This window comes from Streptomyces sp. NPDC004539 (assembly GCF_040610055.1).
GTDB lineage: Bacteria > Actinomycetota > Actinomycetes > Streptomycetales > Streptomycetaceae > Streptomyces.
The window spans coordinates 21070-40259 of sequence record NZ_JBEXLS010000031.1; the positions used below are offsets into that span (position 1 = coordinate 21070).

The following is a 19190-nucleotide window of genomic DNA, read 5'->3' on the forward strand; positions in this document are numbered from 1 at the left end:
TCACCCTGCCCCGTGCCGGGTCAACAAGCCGCCGCCCCCGCCCGTCACCTGCGGGGGCGGGGCGCGTCAGGCGTCCTTGCGCACGAGCCTGAACGCCGCCGCGCCGAGGGTCAGGACCACCCAGCCGGCGAAGACCGCGAGGCCCGCCCCCGGCGAGAGGGCGTCCGAGGACTGGTGCAGGGAGTAGATCGCGGAACCCGCGTTGCTCGGGAAGTAGGGGTTGATGGTGTCGTACACCGAGTCCGGCAGCAGCGAGGCCAGACCGGGCAGGATCAGCAGGACACCGACCAGGACCGCGATGGCCCCGGCGGACGAGCGCAGCAGCACGCCCAGCGCCACGCCGAGCACGGCGACCAGACCGAGGTAGAGGCCCGCGCCGACCAGGCTGCGCAGGACGCCGTCGTCGCCGAGGCTCAGGGCGATCTTCTCCCCGTCCAGGCCGAGCGTGCCGAGCTGGAACGCGGCGATCGCGCCGATCGTGGTGAGGACGAACGCGAGCGGGCCGATCACGGCCGCCTTGGACCACAGCACGGGCAGCCGGCGCGGCACCGCCGCGAGCGTGGAGCGGATCATGCCGGTGCTGTACTCGCCCGCCGACAGCAGCACCCCCAGGACACCCACGGCGAGCGACGCGAAGGTGACTCCGAGGAGCGCCAGGCTGACCGCGTCCTGGGTACCGGAGCCGGGTCCGTTCGGCGGGCCGCCGCCGTTGGCCACGTCGGGACTGTAGGTGGCCGAGGCGATCGCGCCGAGCGCGACGAGCAGGACCAGCGAGACCCCCAGCGTGATCCAACTGGAGCGCAGCGACCAGAACTTGGCCCACTCGGAGCGCAGCACCCGCAGGCCGGTGACCTTGTAGGGCCGGGCGGGAGCGGACGGTGCGGCGATGTCGGTGGCGGTCATCAGGCGGCCTTCCGTTCGGTGCCGACGGGAGCGCTCTGGTACTCGACGGCGTCGCGGGTGAGTTCCATGAACGCCGTCTCCAACGACACGGACTGAGGGGTGAGTTCGTACAGCGCGATGCCGTGCTGTGCGACGACGGCGCCGATCTCGCGGGCGTCGCGGCCGGAGACCAGAAGTTCCTCGTCGGCGGAGGAGGTGATGGTGACGTCCGGTCCCGCCAGCAGCGAACGCAGCTTCACGGCCTCGCCGGTGGCGACCTTGACCCCGCCGCCGCCCGCCTCGCGGGTGAAGTCGTCGACGGTGGTGTCCGCGAGGAGCCGGCCGCGCCCGATGATGACGAGGTGGTCGGCGATCAGCGCGGTCTCGCTCATCAGGTGCGAGGAGAGCATCACGGCCCGGCCCTCGTCGGCGAGGCCCCGCAACAGGTTGCGCACCCACAGCACGCCCTCGGGGTCGAGGCCGTTGACGGGTTCGTCGAGCATGACGATCCCGGGGTCGCCCAGCAGGGCGGCGGCGATCCCCAGGCGCTGGCCCATGCCGAGCGAGAAACCGCCGACCCGCTTGCCCGCCACGCTGGTGAGTCCGGCCAGCTCGATGACCTCGTCGACCCGGCGGCCCGGGATGCCGTGGGTGTGCGCGAGCGCCGTCAGATGGCTGCGCGCGCTGCGGCCGGGGTGGACGGACCTGGCCTCCAGCAGGGTGCCGATCTCGTGCAGCGGCGCCGAATGCCGGGCGTAGGACCGGCCGTTGACGGTGACCGAACCCCCGGACGGCGCGTCCAGGCCGACGATCATGCGCATGGTCGTGGACTTGCCGGCCCCGTTCGGGCCGAGGAAGCCCGTCACCTCACCGGGCTTGACGCTGAAGCTCAGCCGGTCGACGACCGTCTTGTCGCCGTACCGCTTGGTCAGCTCACGGGCTTCGATCATGGGGGAGGGCCTTTCGCCTCGGACTCGGCCACGGAACGCGTCGCGGCCTCTGTGTCCGACACTACGAAGCCGCCCGGCGACGGCCCTGGGACCTCGGGGGACACTTCACGGGCCGAGTGGTACCCCGGTACCACTCGGACCACCGTGGCCGGTACGCCTCAGGTATGACGCACCGGCAGGCGTCAACCGGCGGGGAAGTAGTGCCCGTTGTCCAGACCGGCGAGCAGGCCGGGTTGCACGGGGTCCCAGCCGAGGGTCCGGCGGGTGATGAGGCTGGACGCCGGGTAGCTCTGCGTGACGATGTTCGCGAGGAACCCGAAGTGTCCCGGCACCATCAGGACGTCCGAGGGAACGCTCACGACGGGCAGGCCCGTACGGCCGCCGATGGCCTCCGCGATCTCACGGAACGGGATGCCCCCGTCCCCGACCGCGTGCCAGTACCTGCCGGCCGCCCCCCTCTCCAGCGCCAGGCGGAACACGCAGGCGGCGTCGCGGGCGTGCACGGCGTTCCACAGGTTCGCGCCGTCCCCGGGGTAGCCGACGAACCCCTTCTCCTTCGCGAGCGCGATCAGCGTGGGGAGGAAACCGGCGCGATCGGTCGTGCTGTGCGCGATGTTGGCGATCCGCACGACCGACGAGCGCACCCCGTGCTCGGAGAGGCCGATCACAGCCCTTTCCACGACGTTGCGAACCCGCAGCGTGCCCCTGTGCTCGACGCCGCCGGGAAGAGCCGGGTCCTCCTCGGTGACCGGCCGGCCCAGGCTCCCCGGCGAGTCGATGCTCCCCGCCGCGACCAGCGGCTTCCCGGTCCCCGCCAGCGCTTCGCCGTACGCCAGCACGATCGGGAGCTCCGCGGCGGCCACGGCGTCGATCCCGCCGCTGGGAAGCAGGTCCTGTCGGTGGGCGACATGGACGACGCCGTCGGATTCGGCAGCCGCCTCCTTGAGCCCGTCGAGATCCTGGAGGTCGCCGCGACGCACCTTCGCGCCGAGCGCGGACAGCGCCGCAGCGGCCCTGTCCGACCGGGCCAGGCCGGTGACCTCGTGTCCGGCGGCGACGAGTTCGGGGATGACGTAGGAGCCGGAATGGCCGGTCCCACCGGTGACGAAAACACGCATCTCGCTGTCCTTGTGAGGTAGAGGGAGAGACTCAGCCGAGCAGGGTGACGCCGACGGAGAAGTCGGAGTGCCGGACGGAGTGGGTCATCAGCCCCAGCTCCAGCAGGGCGACGTTCTCCAGCGCCCGAGCCATCGCAAGCTCCCCGGCGTCCAGCGGACGCAGGCCCAGGCTCTCGGCGAACGCCGACACACGCGCCTTCGCCCGCGCGTCGTCCCCGGCGATGAACACGTCCAGCGGACGGCCCTCGACCGGTCCGGCCGCCAGCACTTGGGAGAACAGGGTGTTGAACGCCTTCACGACATACGCCCCGGCGGGCGCGGCCTTGGCGATCTCCTGCGCGCCGGAACTGCCGTCGGGGGTGACGAAGCCCTTGAGATCGGGGGAGACGGGGTTGGTGATGTCGATGACGACCTTGCCGCGCAGCGCGTCTCCGTACTCCCCGACCACCGTCGCCGCGGCTGCGTACGGCACGGCGAGGACGACGATGTCCCCGGCCGGGGCGGCGCCGGCCGTCCCCGCGGTGGCGCCGAGCGCGGCGGCCCATTCCCTGGTCCTGGCCGGGTCACGGCCGATGATCTCGACGGTGTTGCCACCGGCGAGTGCCCGGGTGGCCAGGGCGCCGGCCATGTTCCCCAGGCCGACAATGCTGATTCCGCGCATGCGTGTTCCTGCTTTCCGGAGCTGGACGGAATGTCATTTCCTCAGGTGCTCTGGATTTCGCCGGTTTATTCCGATGCCGAATTTCCGCATCGAATTCACCCCGGCTCCGATCCGGCACTTGTTCAGGCTGTCATTCGTCCGAGTGGGCGTCCAATACCTCTTTTCATCACGGTGATACCCTCAGGGCATCACCGGGCCGGGAGGCGCCATGGATCTGGACCTGCGCAAACTGCGCTACTTCGTCGCCGTGGCCGACCGGTTGCACTTCGGCCGTGCCGCCGAGGACCTGCGGATCGCGCAGCCGGTGCTCAGCCGGCAGATCCGCGCGTTCGAGCAGGACCTCGGCGCCTCGCTGTTCACCAGAGACCGCCACGGCGTGGCGCTGACCGAAGCGGGCCGGCAACTGCTGGCCGACGCCGGTCCGTTGCTCGCCACCGCGCACGCGGTCCGCCGCCGGGTGTCCGAGGCCGCGCGCGGCGGCCGACGGCTGGTGGTCGGTTTCCGGGCCGGCATCCCGGTCGCCCGGCGGCGCGGGCGTTCGAGGAACGGCACCCGGACGTGGTCGTGGACGTCCGGCGGATCGAATCGGACGACCAGGCCCCCATGCTGCTCGACGGCCGCATCGACGTCGGCTACGTACGGCTGCCCATCGACGGGACCGGCCTGCGCATCACCCCCCTGTACACCGAGCCGCAGGTGGTGGTGCTGCCCGCCGGCCACCGGCTGGCCGGTGAGGAGGAGGTCTCCGAGGCCGACCTGGCCGACGAACCGGTGGTCTGGCACGCCGACCCGAGCACGCGGCCCACCAGCCGCCCGCACCCCGACGCCGGGTACCTGGCGCGCGGGGTGGACGAGACGCTTGAGCATGTCGCGGCCGGCCGGGGCATCTCGTTCCTCGCCCGTTCGGCATCCGTGTTCTCCTCGCACCCGGACGTCGTCTACGTGCCCATTCCGGATCTGGCGCCCGACCAGGTGTGCCTCGCGGTGGCCGCATCGCGGAACTCGCCGGTGGTCGACGATTTCGTCACCGCGGCCCGTGAAACCGCCGAGATCACGGCGGAATGCGGGAACCACGAAATGTGGCAGCTCGCGGGAGAGGCGCTTTCGAAGCGCGGTTGAGTAGTTCGGCTATTACTCAGACGGGAAGTTCGACGACGCCGAGAGCGAAGTCCAGGTTCCCCACCCCGTGGCTGGCGAGCCCCACCGTGACCACGCCCGCTCCCTCCAGCCAGTGCGCCATGCTCAGGCCGCCGACGTCCAGCGGGCGCAGCCCGAGGCTCTCGATGAACGCCCCCACACGTGCCTTCGCCTGCGCGTCGTCCCCGGCGATGAAGACATCGGGCCGGCCCTTCTCCAGGACGTGACGGAAGATGGTGTTGAACGCCTTCACCACGGAGGCGCCGGCCGGGGCCACCTCGGCGACCTCCTGCGCGATCGAGGTCCCCTCGCGGTGGGCCAGCCCGTCGAACGGAGTTGAAGGGGTTGCTGATGTCGACGACGACCTTGCCCGCGAGAGCGTCCCCGAACTGGGCGACGGCCGGCACGACACCGTCGTACAGCAGGGCCACGACGACGATGTCCCCGGCCGGGGCGGTGCCCCACTCTCCCGTCGTGGCGCCGTCGCCGAGGGTCTTGGCCAGGGCGGCGGCCTTGGCCCGGTCGCGGCCCAGGACCTCGACGGTGTTGCCGCCCGCCAGCGCCCGCGCGCCGATGGTGCGGGCCATGTTGCCGGTGCCGATGATGCTGATGCTGCTCATGAGATGTCCCGTCCTGGTGGTGTGGTCCGGTTCAGACGGCGGTGGTGCCGCCGTCGGCGACGAGTTCCATGCCGTTGACGTAGCTGGAGTCGTCGGAGGCGAGGAAGAGGGCGGCGGTGGCGATCTCGTCGGGGCGGCCCATCCGGCCGCGGGGGATGAGGGACTCGAACTGGCGCCGGGCGGCCTCGTCGAAGAGTTCCTCCTGCTTGGCGGTGGCGACCTGGCCGGGCGTCAGGACGTTGACGCGGATGCGGCGGTCCTTGAGCTCGTTGAGCCAGATACGGGCCCACGCCTGCTGGACGGCCTTGCTGCCGGCGTAGACGCTCCAGCCGGGGAAGGCGCCGAGCGAGGCGTTGGAGCCGGTCATGAGGATGGAGCCGCCGTCGTTGAGGAGCGGGAGGGCCTTCTGGACGGTGAACAGGGTGCCGCGAGCGTTGAGCCCGAACCAGGTGTCGAACTGGGCCTCGGTGATCTCGCCGAGCGGCGCGGGCTCACCCCCGCCCGCGCTGGCCCACAGCACGTCGAGACTGCCTTTCTCCCGCTTGACCGTGTCGTACAGGCGGTCCAGGTCGGCCAGGTCCGCGGCGTCGCCCCGGACGCCGGTGACATTGCGGCCGATCCGCCGCACGGCCTCGTCCAGGGCCTCCTGACGGCGGCCGGTGATGAAGACGTACGCCCCCTCGTCGACGAACAGCTTCGCGCCGGCCAGCGCCATGCCGGTGGTGGCGCCGGTGATGACCGCGACCTTGCCGTCGAGCTTGCCCATGGTCTCTCCCTCGGATCGATGGCGCCGTGCACGCCTGGGACGACGGTGTTATGTACACCGCCTGGTGTCCATAACGTACGGGGCTCGGCGGCCGGGGCGCAAGCTATGTACACCGGTCGTTACCCGTCCGGGTATGATGGCCCCATGACGGAGTTGGAGAAGGGCCCCACCGGCAGTCGGCGTGGCCGGGGTGCCCGCGAGCGCATCCTCGGCGCGTCCCAGCGGCTGTTCCGCGAACAGGGCATCAACCGCACCGGCATGGACCAGCTCTGCGCGGCGGCCGAGGTGTCCAAGCGGACGGCGTACCAGCACTTCGGCGGCAAGGACGAACTCGTCGCCGAGTACCTGCGTCGGTTCGACCCCACGGTTCTGTCCGGCGTGTTCGACCGCCCCGACCTCACGCCCCGCCAGCGGCTCCTCGCCGCCTTCGACGTGCCCCCCACCACCCCCCTCTGCCCCTACATCGCCGCCGCCGTCGAACTCCACGACCCCCAGCACCCCGCGTCCCGGTACGCCCGCGACTACAAAACGGCCGTCGCCGCACGGCTCACCGACACCGCCCGCGAAGCCGGCGCCGCCGACCCCGAAAAACTCGGCGAACAGCTCGCGCTGCTCCTCGACGGCGCCGCGGCCCGCACCCGCGTCATCGACGCCGACTCCTTCCCCACCGCCGCCGCCATCGCCGCCGTCCTCATCGACAACGCCCTCCCCGCCGGGGGCGGCGACGACCGGGGGCGGGGGGAACTGCCGGGTTGACCGACCGCCGCTCACCGGCGTGCGCGGGTACTTCTGCCGGACAGCCCGAAGGGCCCCTCCTGAGGAAGGGCCCTTCGGTGTGGCGGTGGGGATTACTCCTGTGCGTGCCGGATGGCGTCCAGCACGATGTGGGCGACGTGGTCGTCCGTGAGGGCGTACTGGATCTCCCTGGCCTGACGGTTCGCCGTCACGATGCGGGAGGTGCGCAGGACGCGCAGGTGCTGCGAGACCAGCGGCTGGCTCACGCCGAGCGAGTCGACCAGCTCGTGGACGTACTTCCCGCCCTGCGACAGCTCGCGCACGATGCCGACGCGGACGGGGGAGGCGAGCGCCTTGAGCAGGTCGCTGGCCGCCTGTAGGGCCCGTACCGGCTCGTCGTCGGGCGAGGCCGGGGGCGGGGGAGTCGTCACATGCGGACATTAGCATGTGGTAATAGGTTGACCTCCGACCCGAAATCCCCCTGAGGATCACCTCGGGGATCAGTGGTCGTCCCAGTGCTCCTCGTGCGCGGCGTGACGGTGGCCGTCGTGCACGTAGTCGACGTGGTCCCCGTGCGGCACGGCCACATGACCGCAGCCCTCGCCGTGCGCGTGGTCGTGGTCCTCGTGGACCCCGTGACCGGCGGTGGCGCACTCGTCGACATGGCCGTCGTGGGTGCGGTGCAGGTGGCCGTCGTGGACGTAGTCCGTGTGGTCGCCGTGCGGAACGGCGACGTGCCCGCAGCCCTCGGCGTGCGTGTGCGCGTGGTCGTCGTGGACGTGGTGCTCGGTGACGGTGCTCATGTGCTCGTGCTCCTGGATGTGCTGGATCTACGGCCTGCGGGCGGGTTCGCCGCGGGCCGTGCATGCTGAAGTGAATATATAGCAATCCTTGCATGTGTGGGTAAGGGGAGGTTGAGAAGAGCGGCCCCGCAGCTGACCGGCTGCGGGGCGGACTTCAGATCCCGAGGACGAGTTCCGGGCTGCGGGAGCGTGAGCAGCAGATGGTGATCTGGTTGTTCGCGGCGCGTTCCTCATCGGTCTGTACTTCGTCGCGGTGGTCGGGTTCTCCGGCGAGGACGGGGGTGAGGCAGGCGCCGCACATGCCTTGTTCGCAGGAGAGTTCGACGTCTACGCCGTTGGCGGTGAGGACTTCGGCGATGGTCGTTTCGGCGGGTACGGGGTAGCTGTCGCCGGTGCTGGCGACGCGCACGCGGAATGCGCCGTCGGTGACCGGGTCGGGCTCGCGGGCGGCCGGGGTGAAGCGTTCGAGGTGGAGCTGGCCAGGGTGCCAGCCAGCCGCTGTCGCGGCCTCGGTGACGTGGCGCATGAACCCGTCGGGGCCGCAGACGTAGACGAGCGCGGCGGGGTCGGCCGTACACAGTTCGGCGGGCAGGCCGGTGCGGATGCTGTCTCCGTCGGCGCTGTCGTGCGGGTGGACGCGGTCGTTGAAGGGGGAGGCGCGGAGGCGTTCGCGCAGCGGTGCGTCGGCGGTCGTGTAGTGGTGGAGGGTGAAGTCGGCTCCGCGCCGGGCCAGTTCCTCGGCCATGGAGAGGAGCGGGGTGATGCCGATGCCGCCCGCGACGAGGACGTACCGCTGTGCGGGGAGGAGGGGGAAGAGGTTGCGGGGTGTGGAGACGCGCAGTCGCCCGCCGACGGTGATGTCGCGGTGCATGGCGGTGGAGCCGCCGCGGCCGGTGTCGTCCCGGCGTACACAGATCAGGTAACGGCCGTATTCGTCGGGGGAGTTGAGGAGTGAATACTGGCGGATCAGGGTCGGGCCGAGGTACACGTCGATGTGTGCGCCGGGCTCGAAGGCGGGGAGCGGGGTGGCGGGGTCGGCGGCGCGGAGTTCGTAGAGGCGGCTGGTGCCGGCCGCCGAGGCGAGGGTGATCGCGTGGACGACGGTGTCGTGGGTGCTCATGGGAACGGGCCGCCCTATGCCGTGAAGAAGTGGCTCAGGCCCAGTTCGCGCAGGCCGCGACGGTAGGCGATGGAACTGCGGTCGGCGGGGATGTGGACTTCGAGTTTCGGGTCGAGGGGGAGGTTCTCGGGTTTCTGGATCTCGACGATGGCGCGGTCCTCCTCGAAGACCGTGCGGTTGAAGTCGTATACGGCCTGGACGGGCTGGTCGGTGTCGAAGTTGCGGGCGATGGGGGCGAACATGCGGGTCTGGCGGGCGGAGACGGGGGAGGCGGCGTTCATGATGTCGAGCAGCGCGCCGTCGGGGAAGTGCACGACGAGGGTGGCCGTGAACGGCAGGTGGACGTCGAAGCGGCGCAGCCACTGGAAGCCGGGCGGAGCCTCCTTGGTGCCGCGCGGGTAGTTGCTGACGGTGCTCCAGTAGTCGACGGAGAAGCCGTGCCGGTGGCGGACGGGGATGTAGTCGGGGACCTCGACGTTGTCGGGGTCGCCGAAGGACTCCAGGTGGACGAAGCCGAAGTGGGCGACGTCGAGGAAGCCCTCGACCTGGCGGCCGGCGAAGGCGGCGATGTCGATCCAGGGGCAGTTGATCTGCTGGAAGCCGTCGTCGTCCCAGTGCGCCATCGCCGGGATGGCCGGCTCCGCGCCGGGCTCCGGGCGCAGGCATGTCCAGACCAGGCCGTAGCGTTCGACGGCCGGGTAGCTGCGCAGGTTGAGGCGGGTGGGGATCTTCGAGGCGGGGTGCGCGGGTACGTCCGTGCAGCGACCGCCCTCGCCGAAGCGCAGGCCGTGGTAGGCGCAGCGGATGCCGGTGCCGTCGCCGGCGGCGTACCCCTTGCTGAGCGGGACGCCGCGATGGGGGCAGATGTCATTGGCGACGACGATGCGGCCGTCCGCCCGGTAGACGACGAGGGGTTCGTCGAGGAGGCGTACGGAGACGGGTTCGGCGCCGATCTCGGTGGAGAGCGCGACCGGGTACCAGTGCTGGGCGAGGATCGCCCAGTCGTCGGGGTCGAAGGTGCACTCGCGGGGCAGGACGACGGGGGCCTGGGCGGAGTTGCGGGCAGGCAGGGGTGCGACCGTGGTCATGGGGAGAAGGGGTCCTTCGCAGGAGAACGAGCCGGGCGTCGGGAGGGTGGGGTGAGTCGCCTGGCCGCGCCGTCTCAGACGCGGGCGGCCTCGCGGTCCCTCGGTACGCCGTGCGCGACACGGCCTCGCGTCCACGCCGACTGATGGACACGGCAGCGGAGATCGGCGTGGAGTCCTCGTGCGAGGGTCATGACGCCACCTCCTCTGTGTCCGGCTTCCTGCGGTCCTGGCAGCGACGGTGACGCATCGCCATATCGCGGCCGTTCCGCCGTTGTTAACAGTGGATGTCCCGTCGTCGCGGATGACGGCGGACGTCCGGCCGCCGCAAAAGCAACACGGCTGTTCGTCCGGGGAAATAAGGGCGAAACAGATTCAACAAAAAGTTTGACCGCTGTTCCGGTCGACGAGGCTCCGCGCCCCTGCCCTGGCCGCCGTCTTCCCTCCTCCCTGATTTCCTCCCCAAACTCCGCCTCCGGAGGCACGCCTTGTCCCAGGCTCCAGACGCGTCCGCGTCGCCGTCCACCGCCGTGACCGGCCGGCATCCGGTCGACGAGGTCCTGCCGCCCGCCCGGCTCGGCCTGCTCGGTCTCCAGCACGTGCTGGTGATGTACACCGGCTGCGTCACCGTCCCGCTGGTGTTCGGCGCGGCGGCGAAGCTCGACACGTCCACCATCGGACTGCTCATCAACGCCGACCTGCTGGTCGCCGGGTTCATCACCCTTGTTCAGGCGCTCGGCATCGGCAAGGTGTTGGGCGTACGCCTCCCGGTCGTCGCGGGCGCGACCTTCACCGCCGTCACCCCGATGATCCTGATCGCGGGCGAGTACGGGATGCAGGCGGTGTACGGCTCGATGATCGCCGCCGGTGTCTTCGGCCTGCTCGTGGCGGTGCCGTTCGCCCGAGCGGTGCGCTTCTTCCCGCCACTGGTCAGCGGATCGGTCATCACGGTGATCGGGCTGTCGCTGATCGGTGTCGCCGCCGGCTTGATCGCGGGCAACGACTCCACCGCGAAGGACTACGCCGCCCCCGGCCACCTCGCGCTGGCGGGCGGCATCGTGCTGCTGATCGTCCTCGTCAACCGCTTCACCAGCGGCTTCCTCTCCCAGCTCGGTGTCCTGCTGGGGCTGATCGTCGGCACCCTCGTCGCCGTGCCCATGGGGCTGACGGACTTCTCCTCGGTCGGCGGCGCGGACTGGTTCGGGCTCGCCTCCCCCTTCCACTTCGGTGCGCCGCACTTCCCGGTCGCGGCCGTGATCTCCATGTGTGTGGTGATGCTGGTGACGTTCACCGAGTCGACCGCCGACATGCTCGCCGTCGGCGAGATGACCGGCCGTCCGCTCTCCCGCAAGGACCTGGCGCGCGGTCTGGCGGCCGACGGGGTCTCAGGGGTCTTCGGCGGGATCATGAACGGTTTCCTGGACACCGTGTTCGCCCAGAACGTCGGCCTGGTCGGCATGACCAAGGTCCGCAGCCGCTACGTCGCCGCCGTCGCCGGGGGCATCCTCGTCGTCCTCGCGCTCATACCCAAGCTCGGCGAGATCGTCGCCTCGCTGCCGGGACCGGTGATCGGCGGCGCCGGACTGGTCATGTTCGCCACCGTCACCTCGGTCGGCATCAGCACCCTGCGCAAGGTCGAGTTCGAGGGCACCAGCAACCTGCTGATCGTCGCCGTCGCGATCGGGGTGGGCATGCTCCCCGTCGTCGCGCCGTCCTTCTACCACGCGTTCCCGACCTGGGTGCAGATCATCGGCGGCAGCGCGATCACCAGCGCGACCGTCGCCGCGTTCCTGCTGAACCTGCTGTTCAACCACACCCCTGGCCGCGCGAAGGCAGGCCGGGAGCCGGGCCCGGCCGAGGCGGCGGTCCCGGACACCGTGCCGGCCGCTTGAGGCGGCGGTACGGCGTCACAGGCTCCGGGCACCGCCCGTTCCGGAGCCTTCGGCGTGGGCCGGCCCGGCCGGCAGCCCTTCGAGCGCGGCGGTGTCGAGGATCTCGACGCCGATGCCCGCGAGTTCGGTGAGGGCCGAGTCCGTCACCCGCGAGACCGCGTCCCGTACGAGGGCCACCCGGAAGTCCCGCTCCGACGCCTGCATGATGCTGGCCCGCGGGCAGTTGGGGAGATTGCACCCGGCGAACACCAAGGTGTCCACGCCGAGTTCACCCAGCAGCTCCTCCAGGCAGGTGCGGTAGAAAGCACCCCAGCGAGGCTTGAACACCGCGTGGTCGTACGGCCCGAGCCGCTGCGGGCGACCCGACAGCAGCAGGCCGGGGTCCAGAGCGGGTGCCCCTTCGGGCAGGAGCCCGGCGGCGAGCTCACTGCCCCGCGTACCGGGCGCGACGATCCGGACCCCCGACTCCAGCAGCCGGCGCCGTACCGGATCGGCGTTGCCGCCGCCTTCCTCGTACAGCCGCACGACGTGCACCACGGGCCGGCCCGCCGCACGGAACGACGCCGCTGTCCGCCGCAGCGCGGGGAGGATCTCCGTGGTGCCCGGCACACCGTACGGGGCGTCGGAGAGGAAGTCGCGCTGCACGTCGATGGTGATGAGCGCGGAGGACTCGAAGTGCGGTGCGGTGTAGGGGTTCTGGAGGCCGGGCTCTGCCGTGGTCATCTGCGCGGGCACCTCTCGTGGGAGTGGCCGGGGGAGGACACCGGCAACGATCACTCATGATGCCGAACTCCGATGACGGGTGCACGCGTTCCCGGGCTCCAGGGCGCTAGCTCTCCTGGGCGGGACCGTCGCCGGGTGCCTCCTGGTGGGAGTAGCGCTGTTCCTTCCACGGGTCGGCGAGGTTGTGGTAGCCGCGCTCCTCCCAGAAACCGCGCCGGTCCTCGGTGAGGTACTCGATGGCACGCAGCCACTTGGGGCTCTTGTAGCCGTAGAGGTGGGGGACGACCAGGCGCAGCGGGAATCCGTGCTCGGCGGTGAGGGGCTCGCCGTCGTGGTGGGTGGCCAGGAGCGTCTCGGGGGCGGTGAAGTCGGCGAGGCGGAGGTTGGCCGCGTAGCCGTACTCCGCCCAGGCCATGACGTGGGTGACGTCCGGCGCGGGCGGGACCAGCTCGGTGACGGCGGTGGCGGGGATGCCGTACCACTCGTGATCGGTCGAGGTGGGGCCGGTGGCGCAGTGCAGGTCGGCGGTCACGGTGGTGTGCGGGAGCGCGGTGAGGTCGTCGAAGACCCAGGTCCGGTCGGCGCCGGAGGCGGTCGCGCCGTGGACGCGCAGATTCCAGCGCTCGGGGCGGAAGCGGGGGACCGGGCCGTAGTGCGAGACGGGCCAGCCCCGCACCAGACGCTGGCCCGGCGGGATGCGGCGGGGCGGCGCGCCCGGGCGGTTGCCTGTCACGTCCTGCACGCTCCCTGCCTCGGTGTTCTCTCCGAGCAGCGTACGGCGCCCCCGCCCGCGCGGCGCATCGGGCCCGCGCCCCGCCTCACACGGCCGCGAGCGAGACCTCCGTCGACTTGAACAGCGCGGTGACCGCGGAGCCCTCCGTCAGGCCGAGGTCGGTGACCGCGTCCTTGGTGATCGCGGCGGTGAGTTCGGCGCCGTCGACCGCGACCCGGACCGAGGCCATCGCGGCGCCCGTCGAGACCTCGCGCACCGTGCCCGCGAGCCGGTTGCGGATGGACAGGCCCTCCACCGGGCCGATGGCCAGGGACACCTCGGTCGCCTTCACCAGGGTGCGGACGGCGGAGCCCGCGGCGAGGCCGAGGTCCTTGACGGCGTCGAGGGTGATCGCGGCGGTGACGTCCTGGCCGCCGTCGAGGTGGACCCTGACCGTGGCCATGACCTCCCCGGGGGTGACGGCCGTGACGGTGCCGGGGAGCTGGTTGCGGATGCTCAGGTTCATGGGGGACGCCTCGCGGGGTTCGGGGTGTTTGTGGATCTTCGGTCCACCGTAGACCGGCACGGGTCCCTTCCATGCGCACGTCATCGCAACCGCGAGGCAAATGGCCCAACGCGCCTCGCGGATCGGGCTCTTCGATCCGCTCAGGCGGGATACGCGTGGGTCTGCGCCGCCTTCACCGCCGCCCAGACCTCTGCCCCCGGATGCAGGTCGAGCTCGGCGGCGGCGACGGTGGTGAGGTCGGCCGCGAGCGGGAGTCCGCCGGTGAGGGCGGCACGGATCTGGTCGCCGTGGGCCTCCAGCCCGGCGACCTCGCAGCGCCACAGGTTGCGGGCGCTGGAGCCGGTGGGGCGCTCGCGGTGGAGAGTGACGGCGCTGGGCGGGAAGGCGACGAAGACCGGGCCGGTGAGGTCCTCCGTGGTCGTCACCTCGGCCCCGCCGCCGACGCGCACGGTGTGCCCCTCGGCCTCGCCCCGGTACAGGTTGAGACCGACCAGGTGGGCGATGTAGTCCGTACGCGGGCGGCGGGCGATGTCGGCCGGGGTGCCCTCCTGGACGATGCGGCCGTCCTCGATGACGATCAGACGGTCGGCCAGGACCATCGCGTCCAGCGGATCGTGGGTGACGAGTACGGCGACGGCCTCGAACTCGGCGAGGTGACGGCGGAGTTGGGTGCGGACGTCGAGACGGGTGCGGGCGTCCAGCGCCGCCAGGGGCTCGTCGAGGAGCAGCAGACGGGGGTGGGTGGCCAACGCCCGTGCGAGCGCGACGCGTTGGGCCTGCCCGCCGGAGAGGCGGCGGGGTTTCGCGGCCGTGTGCCCGGACAGGCCCATGCGTTCCAGCCACACGGCGGCCTGGGCACGGGCCTCCGCCTTGCCGACGCCGTGGCAGCGGGGGCCGAAGGCCACGTTGTCCAGGGCGGAGAGGTGGGGGAAGAGCAGGTAGTCCTGGAAGACGACCCCGACCGGCCGCGACTCCGGCGGCGTGCGGTCCAACTCCGCGCCGTCCAGCCGCAGATGGCCGTCGGTGAGCGGGACGAGTCCGGCGAGGGCGCGCAGGGCGGTCGTCTTGCCGGCGCCGTTGGGGCCGAGGAGCGCGACCACGTCACCGGGCGCCGCCGTGAGCGCCACGTCGAGGCGGAAGGCGCCGCGCTCGACGACGAGACGGGCGTCGAGCCCGTCCGCGGAGGGGCCGGCCTGGACGTCGTAGGCCATGTCGGAGGTCTTCCCGGTGTCGGTCATGAGGCGGTCATCCAGCGGTCGCGCAGCCCCGCCAGCACGGCGACCGACACGGCGAGCAGGACCAGGCTGAGGGCGATCGCGGTCTGGGGGTCGTTCTGGAGGGCGAGGTAGACGGCGAGCGGCATGGTCTGGGTACGGCCGGGGAAGTTGCCGGCGAAGGTGATCGTGGCGCCGAACTCGCCGAGCGCGCGAGCCCAGGCCAGCACCGCGCCGGCGGCGATACCGGGGGCGATCAGGGGGAGGGTGACCCGGCGGAACGCGGTGAACCGGGACGCGCCGAGCGTGGCGGCGGCCTCCTCGAAGCGGGGGTCGGCCGCGCGCAGGGTGCCCTCGACGCTGATCACCAGGAACGGCATCGCCACGAACGCCTCCGCGACCACGACCCCAGTGGTGGTGAACGGAAGAGTGATCCCGAACCAGGAGTCCAGCCACTGGCCGACGACGCCGTTGCGGCCCAGCGCCATCAGGAGGGCGACACCGCCGACGACCGGGGGCAGCACCAGCGGCAGCGTCACCAGGGCCCGTACGAGGCCGCGGCCGGGGAAGTCCACCCGGGCCAGCAGCCAGGCCAGCGGCACCCCGAGCACCAGGCTCACGGCGGTGGCCGCCGTCGCACAGAGCAGGGAGAGCTTGAGGGCCTGCCACACCTCGGAGCTGGTCAGCAGGTCGGGCATGCTGGACCAGGGGGCCCTGATCAGCAGGGCGACGAGCGGCAGGGTGAGGAACACCAGCCCGATCAGGGCGGGCACGAGCAGGGGCAGCGGCGCACCGCCCTTGAGGGCGCGGCGGCGCCGCGGACCACCGGTGAGGGTGTCCGCGGCGCCGGCCCGGTCGGTGGGAGACGGGGTCACGGGTTCAGGAACCCGGCGGCGGTCAGGACCTTCTGGCCCTCGGCGGACTGCACGAACGCGATGAACGCCTTGGCGGTCTCGGTGTTCTTGGACTCCTTGAGCAGGGTGATGGGGTAGTCGTTGACGGCGCCGGCGGACTCGGGAAACTCCACGCCCTCCACCTTGCTGCCCGCGGCCTTCACGTCGGTCTTGTACACGACCGCCGCGTCGGCCTCCTTCAGCACCACCTTGTTGAGGGCGGACTTGACGTCCTCCTCGTACGAGACCGGGGTGAGCTTCAGCTTGCTCGCGGTCAGCGCCTTCTCGGCGGCGGCGCCGCACGGCACCGTCTTGTCGCACAGGACGACCTTCAGATCCTTGTTCGTCAGATCCTTCAGCGAGGCGATCTTGTCCGGGTTGCCGGGCAGGGTGGCGATCTCCAGCTGGTTGCGCACGAACGTGGCCGGGGCGGTGGCGTTGCCGCCCGCGTCCGTGACGACCTTCATCGTCTTCGGGCTGGCGGAGGCGAAGACGTCGGCGGGGGCGCCGCCGGTGATGGACGCGGCGAGGGAGTCGCTGCCGCCGAAGCTGAAGGTGACCTTGGCGCCGGGGTGCGCCGACTCGAACTCCTTGCCCAGGGTCGTGAAGCTCTCCTTGAGCGAGGCCGCGGCGAACACGGTGATGTCACCGGAGACCTTCGACGAGGCGGAGGCCGACGCCGAGGGGTCCGACTTCCCGGAGCCGGAGTCCGAGTCGTCGGAGGACGAACAGGCGCTCAGGGCCAGCAGCGCGGCGGCTCCCACAGCGGCCAGCCGCACGGGCCGACGGGTGCGCACAGAACGGGTCATCACGGGTCCACTCCTCAAGGTCCTGACGGACTCGACTACGGTCTTTCGACGACCACGTTGGTCGATTTGATCACGGCCACCGCCGGAACCCCGGGTTCCAGCTTCAGCTCCTCAGCCGACTCGCGGCTGACCAGCGCCACCACCCGGAACGGCCCGGCCTGGATCTCCACCTGCGCGGACACGTCCCCGAGGACCACCTCGGTGACGATGCCGGAGAAGCGGTTGCGGGCCGAGGAGCCGGTGGACTCCCGTTCGGCCCGGTGCGCCTCGCGGGCGTAGGCCGCGAGTGCCGGCCCCGGGATGATCCGACGGCCCTGCTCGTCGCGTTCGGCGACCAGTCTCCCGCCGTCGACCAGACGCCGCACGGTGTCGGGACTCACGCCCAGTAAGGCGGCGGCGTCCCCGATCCGGTAGGTGTGCATGCATCGATGATAAGCCGCATATGCAAGGCGAATGCCTCCTGAAGCATGGCATGAGCCGGAATCGTGATCTACCTGGCTGGCATGTGCGTTTGCGCGTGAGGGCGGTCCGGGTACGGTCACCCGGGAGGTGGTAGCCCGTGAGCCAGAGCCTCGCAGCTGCCCGTACGACCGCCGGATTCGCGGCGGAACTCGTCCTCACCGGCGACCTGGACCGACCGTCCCGGCTCACCGTGCCCGACCTGCTCGCCTGGCCCCAGCACGCGGCCGACGTCGCCTTCGAGTGCGCGTCCAGCGGCGTCCAGCGCCACCGCTTCACCGGCCCGCTCCTGCACGACGTCCTCACCGCCGCGGGCCCGTCCTTCGACCCGGCCCGCCGCAAGGACCGCCTCCGCTTCCTGATCGCCGTACGCGGCGCCGACGGCCACCGCACCCTCCTGTCCTGGGCCGAGATCGACCCCGACTTCGGCCGCGCCCCCGTCCTCCTCGCCGCCACCCTCGACGCCACCCCGCTGGACCACGCGGGCGCCCAACTCGTCCTCCCCCAGGACCGCTGCGGCGCCCGCTACGTCAGCGGCATCGAGGCGATCCACGTGGACGGCGGCTACACCGCGTGGACCTGACGGGGCTCCACAGGGAACCCGCCCCCCGAACCTCACACCCCGCCCGGAACGGACGTGAACGGCCCGTGCCACAGCGGCAACCCCGCGTGCGGCGCGCCGTAAAACGGCACCGCCACGGTGGTCGGCATGACCGCCCTCGCCACCGCGCCCGCGCCGCCCGTCTCCTGCCGCGACCTGCCGTGGGCGAGCGCACGCGAACGCGCCCACGCGGCCCCGGCGCCGCTGCCCGTCCAGCAGGTGACGCTCGCCGAAGCCGCCGGGCTGGCCCTGGCCGACGTGCTGCGCACCCCGCAGCCGATGCCGGGCTTCGACACCGCCGCGATGGACGGCTACGCGGTCGGCTCCGGGGCTGGGCCCTGGCAGGTGCGAGGCGTGGTGCGTGCGGGCGGCACCTGGACCGGCGGACCGCTGGCCGCGGGCGAGGCGGTCGAGATCTCGACCGGCGCGGCCGTGCCCGTCGGAGCACGGGCGGTGATTCCGCTGGAACACGTCGACCGGTCCGGCACGCTCGTACGGGGCCCGTACCTGTCCGACGGCAAGCACATCCGCCGCGCGGGCGAAGACGCTCCGGCCGGTTCGCTCCTGGCTCCGGCAGGCACCCGCATCGGCCCCGCCCTGCTCGGCCTGGCCGCGGCAGCCGGCCACGACACGCTTCCCGTACGGCCCCGCCCCAGGGTCCGGACCCTGGTCACCGGCGACGAACTCACCCACGCCGGCCACCCCGGACCCGGCCGGGTGCGCGACGCCCTCGGGCCGCTCCTCCCACCCCTGATCGAGGCGATGGGCGGCGAGAGCACGGACGTCCGGCACGTGCCGGACCGGCCCGTCGGCTCCCTCACCACGGCCGTCCACCGCCACCCGTACGACCGCGCGGACGTGACCGTGGTGACGGGCTCCACCTCCGTCGGCGCCACCGACCAGCTACGGATGCTGCTGGCCGACGCGGACGCCCGCTGGGTGGTCGACGCGGTCGTCTGCCGCCCCGGCCACCCCCAACTACTGGCTCAACTCCCGGACGGGCACTGGGTCGTGGGCCTGCCCGGCAACCCGTACGCCGCACTGGCCGCCGCCCACACTCTGCTCGCCCCGCTCCTGGCCGGACTCACCGGCCGCCCCCTGCCCGCGCTGCCCCGCATCCCGCTCACCGGCGACATCCGCACCGCGCCGGGCCGCACCCGGCTGATCCCTGTCACCTGGGACGGCGCCACCGCCCGCCCGGCCGGCGGCCACCGCCCCGCCTTCCTGCACGGCGCCGCCCTCGCGGACGCCCTCGCCGCCGTACCGCCCGACTGGCGGCCCGGACAGCCGGTCCCCCTGCTCCTCCTCGCGGGGTGACACGGAAACCGCGACGCAACCTCCGGGACACGAACCTCTGCCAGGCTGCCCTCTGATTTCGCAGGTGGAGAACCCCACGAGAGGGAAGAGGAGGCCGCCGTGCCCGTGTGTTCCGTACACAGCACCGACCTCCGGCGCGGCGCCCGCCGGTGCGCGTGGAGCAGCGG

Annotated in this window: 20 protein-coding genes and 2 pseudogenes; 5 read left to right on the top strand and 17 right to left on the bottom strand. The window is 71.9% G+C overall.

The features are described 5' to 3' along the window. Positions 1 to 66: 66 nt before the first annotated feature. The 4 genes from ABZX85_RS42125 to ABZX85_RS42140 form a co-directional block, all read right to left on the bottom strand. Positions 67 to 903: an ABC transporter permease gene (locus ABZX85_RS42125; RefSeq protein WP_355881745.1), complete on the bottom strand. Its 837-nt coding sequence runs from the start codon at positions 901 to 903 to the stop codon at positions 67 to 69. After that, on the bottom strand, positions 903 to 1832 hold the full coding sequence (locus tag ABZX85_RS42130) for an ATP-binding cassette domain-containing protein (protein WP_355881748.1): 930 nt from the start codon (positions 1830 to 1832) through the stop codon (positions 903 to 905). Before ABZX85_RS42130 ends, ABZX85_RS42125 begins: the two co-directional genes overlap by 1 nt. Before the next feature lie 182 nt (positions 1833 to 2014). Then, a complete protein-coding gene (locus tag ABZX85_RS42135) occupies positions 2015 to 2950 on the bottom strand; it encodes an SDR family oxidoreductase (protein WP_355881751.1) in 936 nt (311 codons plus the stop codon). A 31-nt stretch (positions 2951 to 2981) separates the two neighbouring features. After that, positions 2982 to 3611 (bottom strand): NAD(P)-binding domain-containing protein, encoded by a 630-nt coding sequence (locus ABZX85_RS42140; RefSeq protein ID WP_355881754.1) that lies wholly within the window; start codon positions 3609 to 3611, stop codon positions 2982 to 2984. A gap of 208 nt (positions 3612 to 3819) precedes the next feature. Here ABZX85_RS42140 and ABZX85_RS42145 point away from each other — a divergent pair. Beyond that, positions 3820 to 4730 (top strand): annotated as a pseudogene (locus tag ABZX85_RS42145) (LysR substrate-binding domain-containing protein). Positions 4731 to 4746: 16 nt separating this feature from the next. Here ABZX85_RS42145 and ABZX85_RS42150 read toward each other — a convergent pair. Both ABZX85_RS42150 and ABZX85_RS42155 read right to left on the bottom strand, forming a co-directional pair. Next, positions 4747 to 5368: pseudogene (locus ABZX85_RS42150) on the bottom strand (NAD(P)-binding domain-containing protein). 31 nt (positions 5369 to 5399) lie between these two features. Next, positions 5400 to 6134, bottom strand: coding sequence for an SDR family oxidoreductase (locus tag ABZX85_RS42155; protein WP_355881757.1), 735 nt, complete (start codon positions 6132 to 6134; stop codon positions 5400 to 5402). Between the two features lie 144 nt (positions 6135 to 6278). On the opposite strand from ABZX85_RS42155, the gene ABZX85_RS42160 reads away from it, so the two are divergent. Beyond that, complete coding sequence (locus ABZX85_RS42160; RefSeq protein WP_355881760.1) at positions 6279 to 6890, top strand: TetR/AcrR family transcriptional regulator; 612 nt, start codon at positions 6279 to 6281, stop codon at positions 6888 to 6890. A 92-nt stretch (positions 6891 to 6982) separates the two neighbouring features. Here the strand turns inward: ABZX85_RS42160 and ABZX85_RS42165 are convergent, their stop codons facing one another. From ABZX85_RS42165 to ABZX85_RS42180, 4 genes are all read right to left on the bottom strand, one after another. Next, positions 6983 to 7300, bottom strand: coding sequence for a metalloregulator ArsR/SmtB family transcription factor (locus ABZX85_RS42165; protein ID WP_355881763.1), 318 nt, complete (start codon positions 7298 to 7300; stop codon positions 6983 to 6985). 69 nt (positions 7301 to 7369) lie between these two features. Next, positions 7370 to 7672 (bottom strand): hypothetical protein, encoded by a 303-nt coding sequence (locus tag ABZX85_RS42170; protein WP_355881765.1) that lies wholly within the window; start codon positions 7670 to 7672, stop codon positions 7370 to 7372. A gap of 154 nt (positions 7673 to 7826) precedes the next feature. Beyond that, positions 7827 to 8792 (bottom strand): PDR/VanB family oxidoreductase, encoded by a 966-nt coding sequence (locus ABZX85_RS42175; RefSeq protein WP_355881768.1) that lies wholly within the window; start codon positions 8790 to 8792, stop codon positions 7827 to 7829. Positions 8793 to 8806: 14 nt separating this feature from the next. Beyond that, positions 8807 to 9880 carry an aromatic ring-hydroxylating dioxygenase subunit alpha gene (locus tag ABZX85_RS42180; RefSeq protein ID WP_355881771.1) on the bottom strand — a complete coding sequence of 358 codons (1074 nt, stop codon included), beginning with the start codon at positions 9878 to 9880 and terminating at the stop codon, positions 8807 to 8809. Between the two features lie 485 nt (positions 9881 to 10365). Here ABZX85_RS42180 and ABZX85_RS42185 point away from each other — a divergent pair, with 485 nt between their 5' ends. After that, positions 10366 to 11769, top strand: coding sequence for a nucleobase:cation symporter-2 family protein (locus ABZX85_RS42185; protein WP_355881774.1), 1404 nt, complete (start codon positions 10366 to 10368; stop codon positions 11767 to 11769). Positions 11770 to 11784: 15 nt separating this feature from the next. On the opposite strand, the gene ABZX85_RS42190 is transcribed toward ABZX85_RS42185, so the two are convergent. The 7 genes from ABZX85_RS42190 to ABZX85_RS42220 form a co-directional block, all read right to left on the bottom strand. Beyond that, a complete protein-coding gene (locus ABZX85_RS42190) occupies positions 11785 to 12492 on the bottom strand; it encodes a cysteine hydrolase (protein ID WP_355881777.1) in 708 nt (235 codons plus the stop codon). Between the two features lie 106 nt (positions 12493 to 12598). Beyond that, entirely contained in the window at positions 12599 to 13225 is a 627-nt protein-coding gene (locus tag ABZX85_RS42195) for a molybdopterin-dependent oxidoreductase (RefSeq protein ID WP_355881780.1), read from the bottom strand. Positions 13226 to 13310: 85 nt separating this feature from the next. Beyond that, positions 13311 to 13730, bottom strand: a complete 420-nt coding sequence (locus ABZX85_RS42200; RefSeq protein WP_355881962.1) for a TOBE domain-containing protein — start codon at positions 13728 to 13730, stop codon at positions 13311 to 13313. 140 nt (positions 13731 to 13870) lie between these two features. Continuing rightward, entirely contained in the window at positions 13871 to 14968 is a 1098-nt protein-coding gene (locus ABZX85_RS42205) for an ABC transporter ATP-binding protein (protein WP_355881783.1), read from the bottom strand. Then, complete coding sequence (gene modB, locus ABZX85_RS42210; RefSeq protein WP_355881786.1) at positions 14965 to 15819, bottom strand: molybdate ABC transporter permease subunit; 855 nt, start codon at positions 15817 to 15819, stop codon at positions 14965 to 14967. Before modB ends, ABZX85_RS42205 begins: the two co-directional genes overlap by 4 nt. Further along, the gene (gene modA / locus ABZX85_RS42215; protein WP_355881789.1) at positions 15816 to 16646 is read right to left on the bottom strand and encodes a molybdate ABC transporter substrate-binding protein; all 831 of its coding nucleotides are present in this window, start codon (positions 16644 to 16646) and stop codon (positions 15816 to 15818) included. Before modA ends, modB begins: the two co-directional genes overlap by 4 nt. A gap of 35 nt (positions 16647 to 16681) precedes the next feature. Beyond that, the gene (locus ABZX85_RS42220; protein WP_355881790.1) at positions 16682 to 17068 is read right to left on the bottom strand and encodes a TOBE domain-containing protein; all 387 of its coding nucleotides are present in this window, start codon (positions 17066 to 17068) and stop codon (positions 16682 to 16684) included. A 137-nt stretch (positions 17069 to 17205) separates the two neighbouring features. Here ABZX85_RS42220 and ABZX85_RS42225 point away from each other — a divergent pair, with 137 nt between their 5' ends. Together ABZX85_RS42225 and ABZX85_RS42230 are read left to right on the top strand one after the other, a co-directional pair. Continuing rightward, positions 17206 to 17688 carry a molybdopterin-dependent oxidoreductase gene (locus ABZX85_RS42225; RefSeq protein WP_355881792.1) on the top strand — a complete coding sequence of 161 codons (483 nt, stop codon included), beginning with the start codon at positions 17206 to 17208 and terminating at the stop codon, positions 17686 to 17688. A gap of 126 nt (positions 17689 to 17814) precedes the next feature. Then, a complete protein-coding gene (locus ABZX85_RS42230) occupies positions 17815 to 19023 on the top strand; it encodes a molybdopterin-binding protein (protein WP_355881795.1) in 1209 nt (402 codons plus the stop codon). Positions 19024 to 19190: the final 167 nt, after the last annotated feature.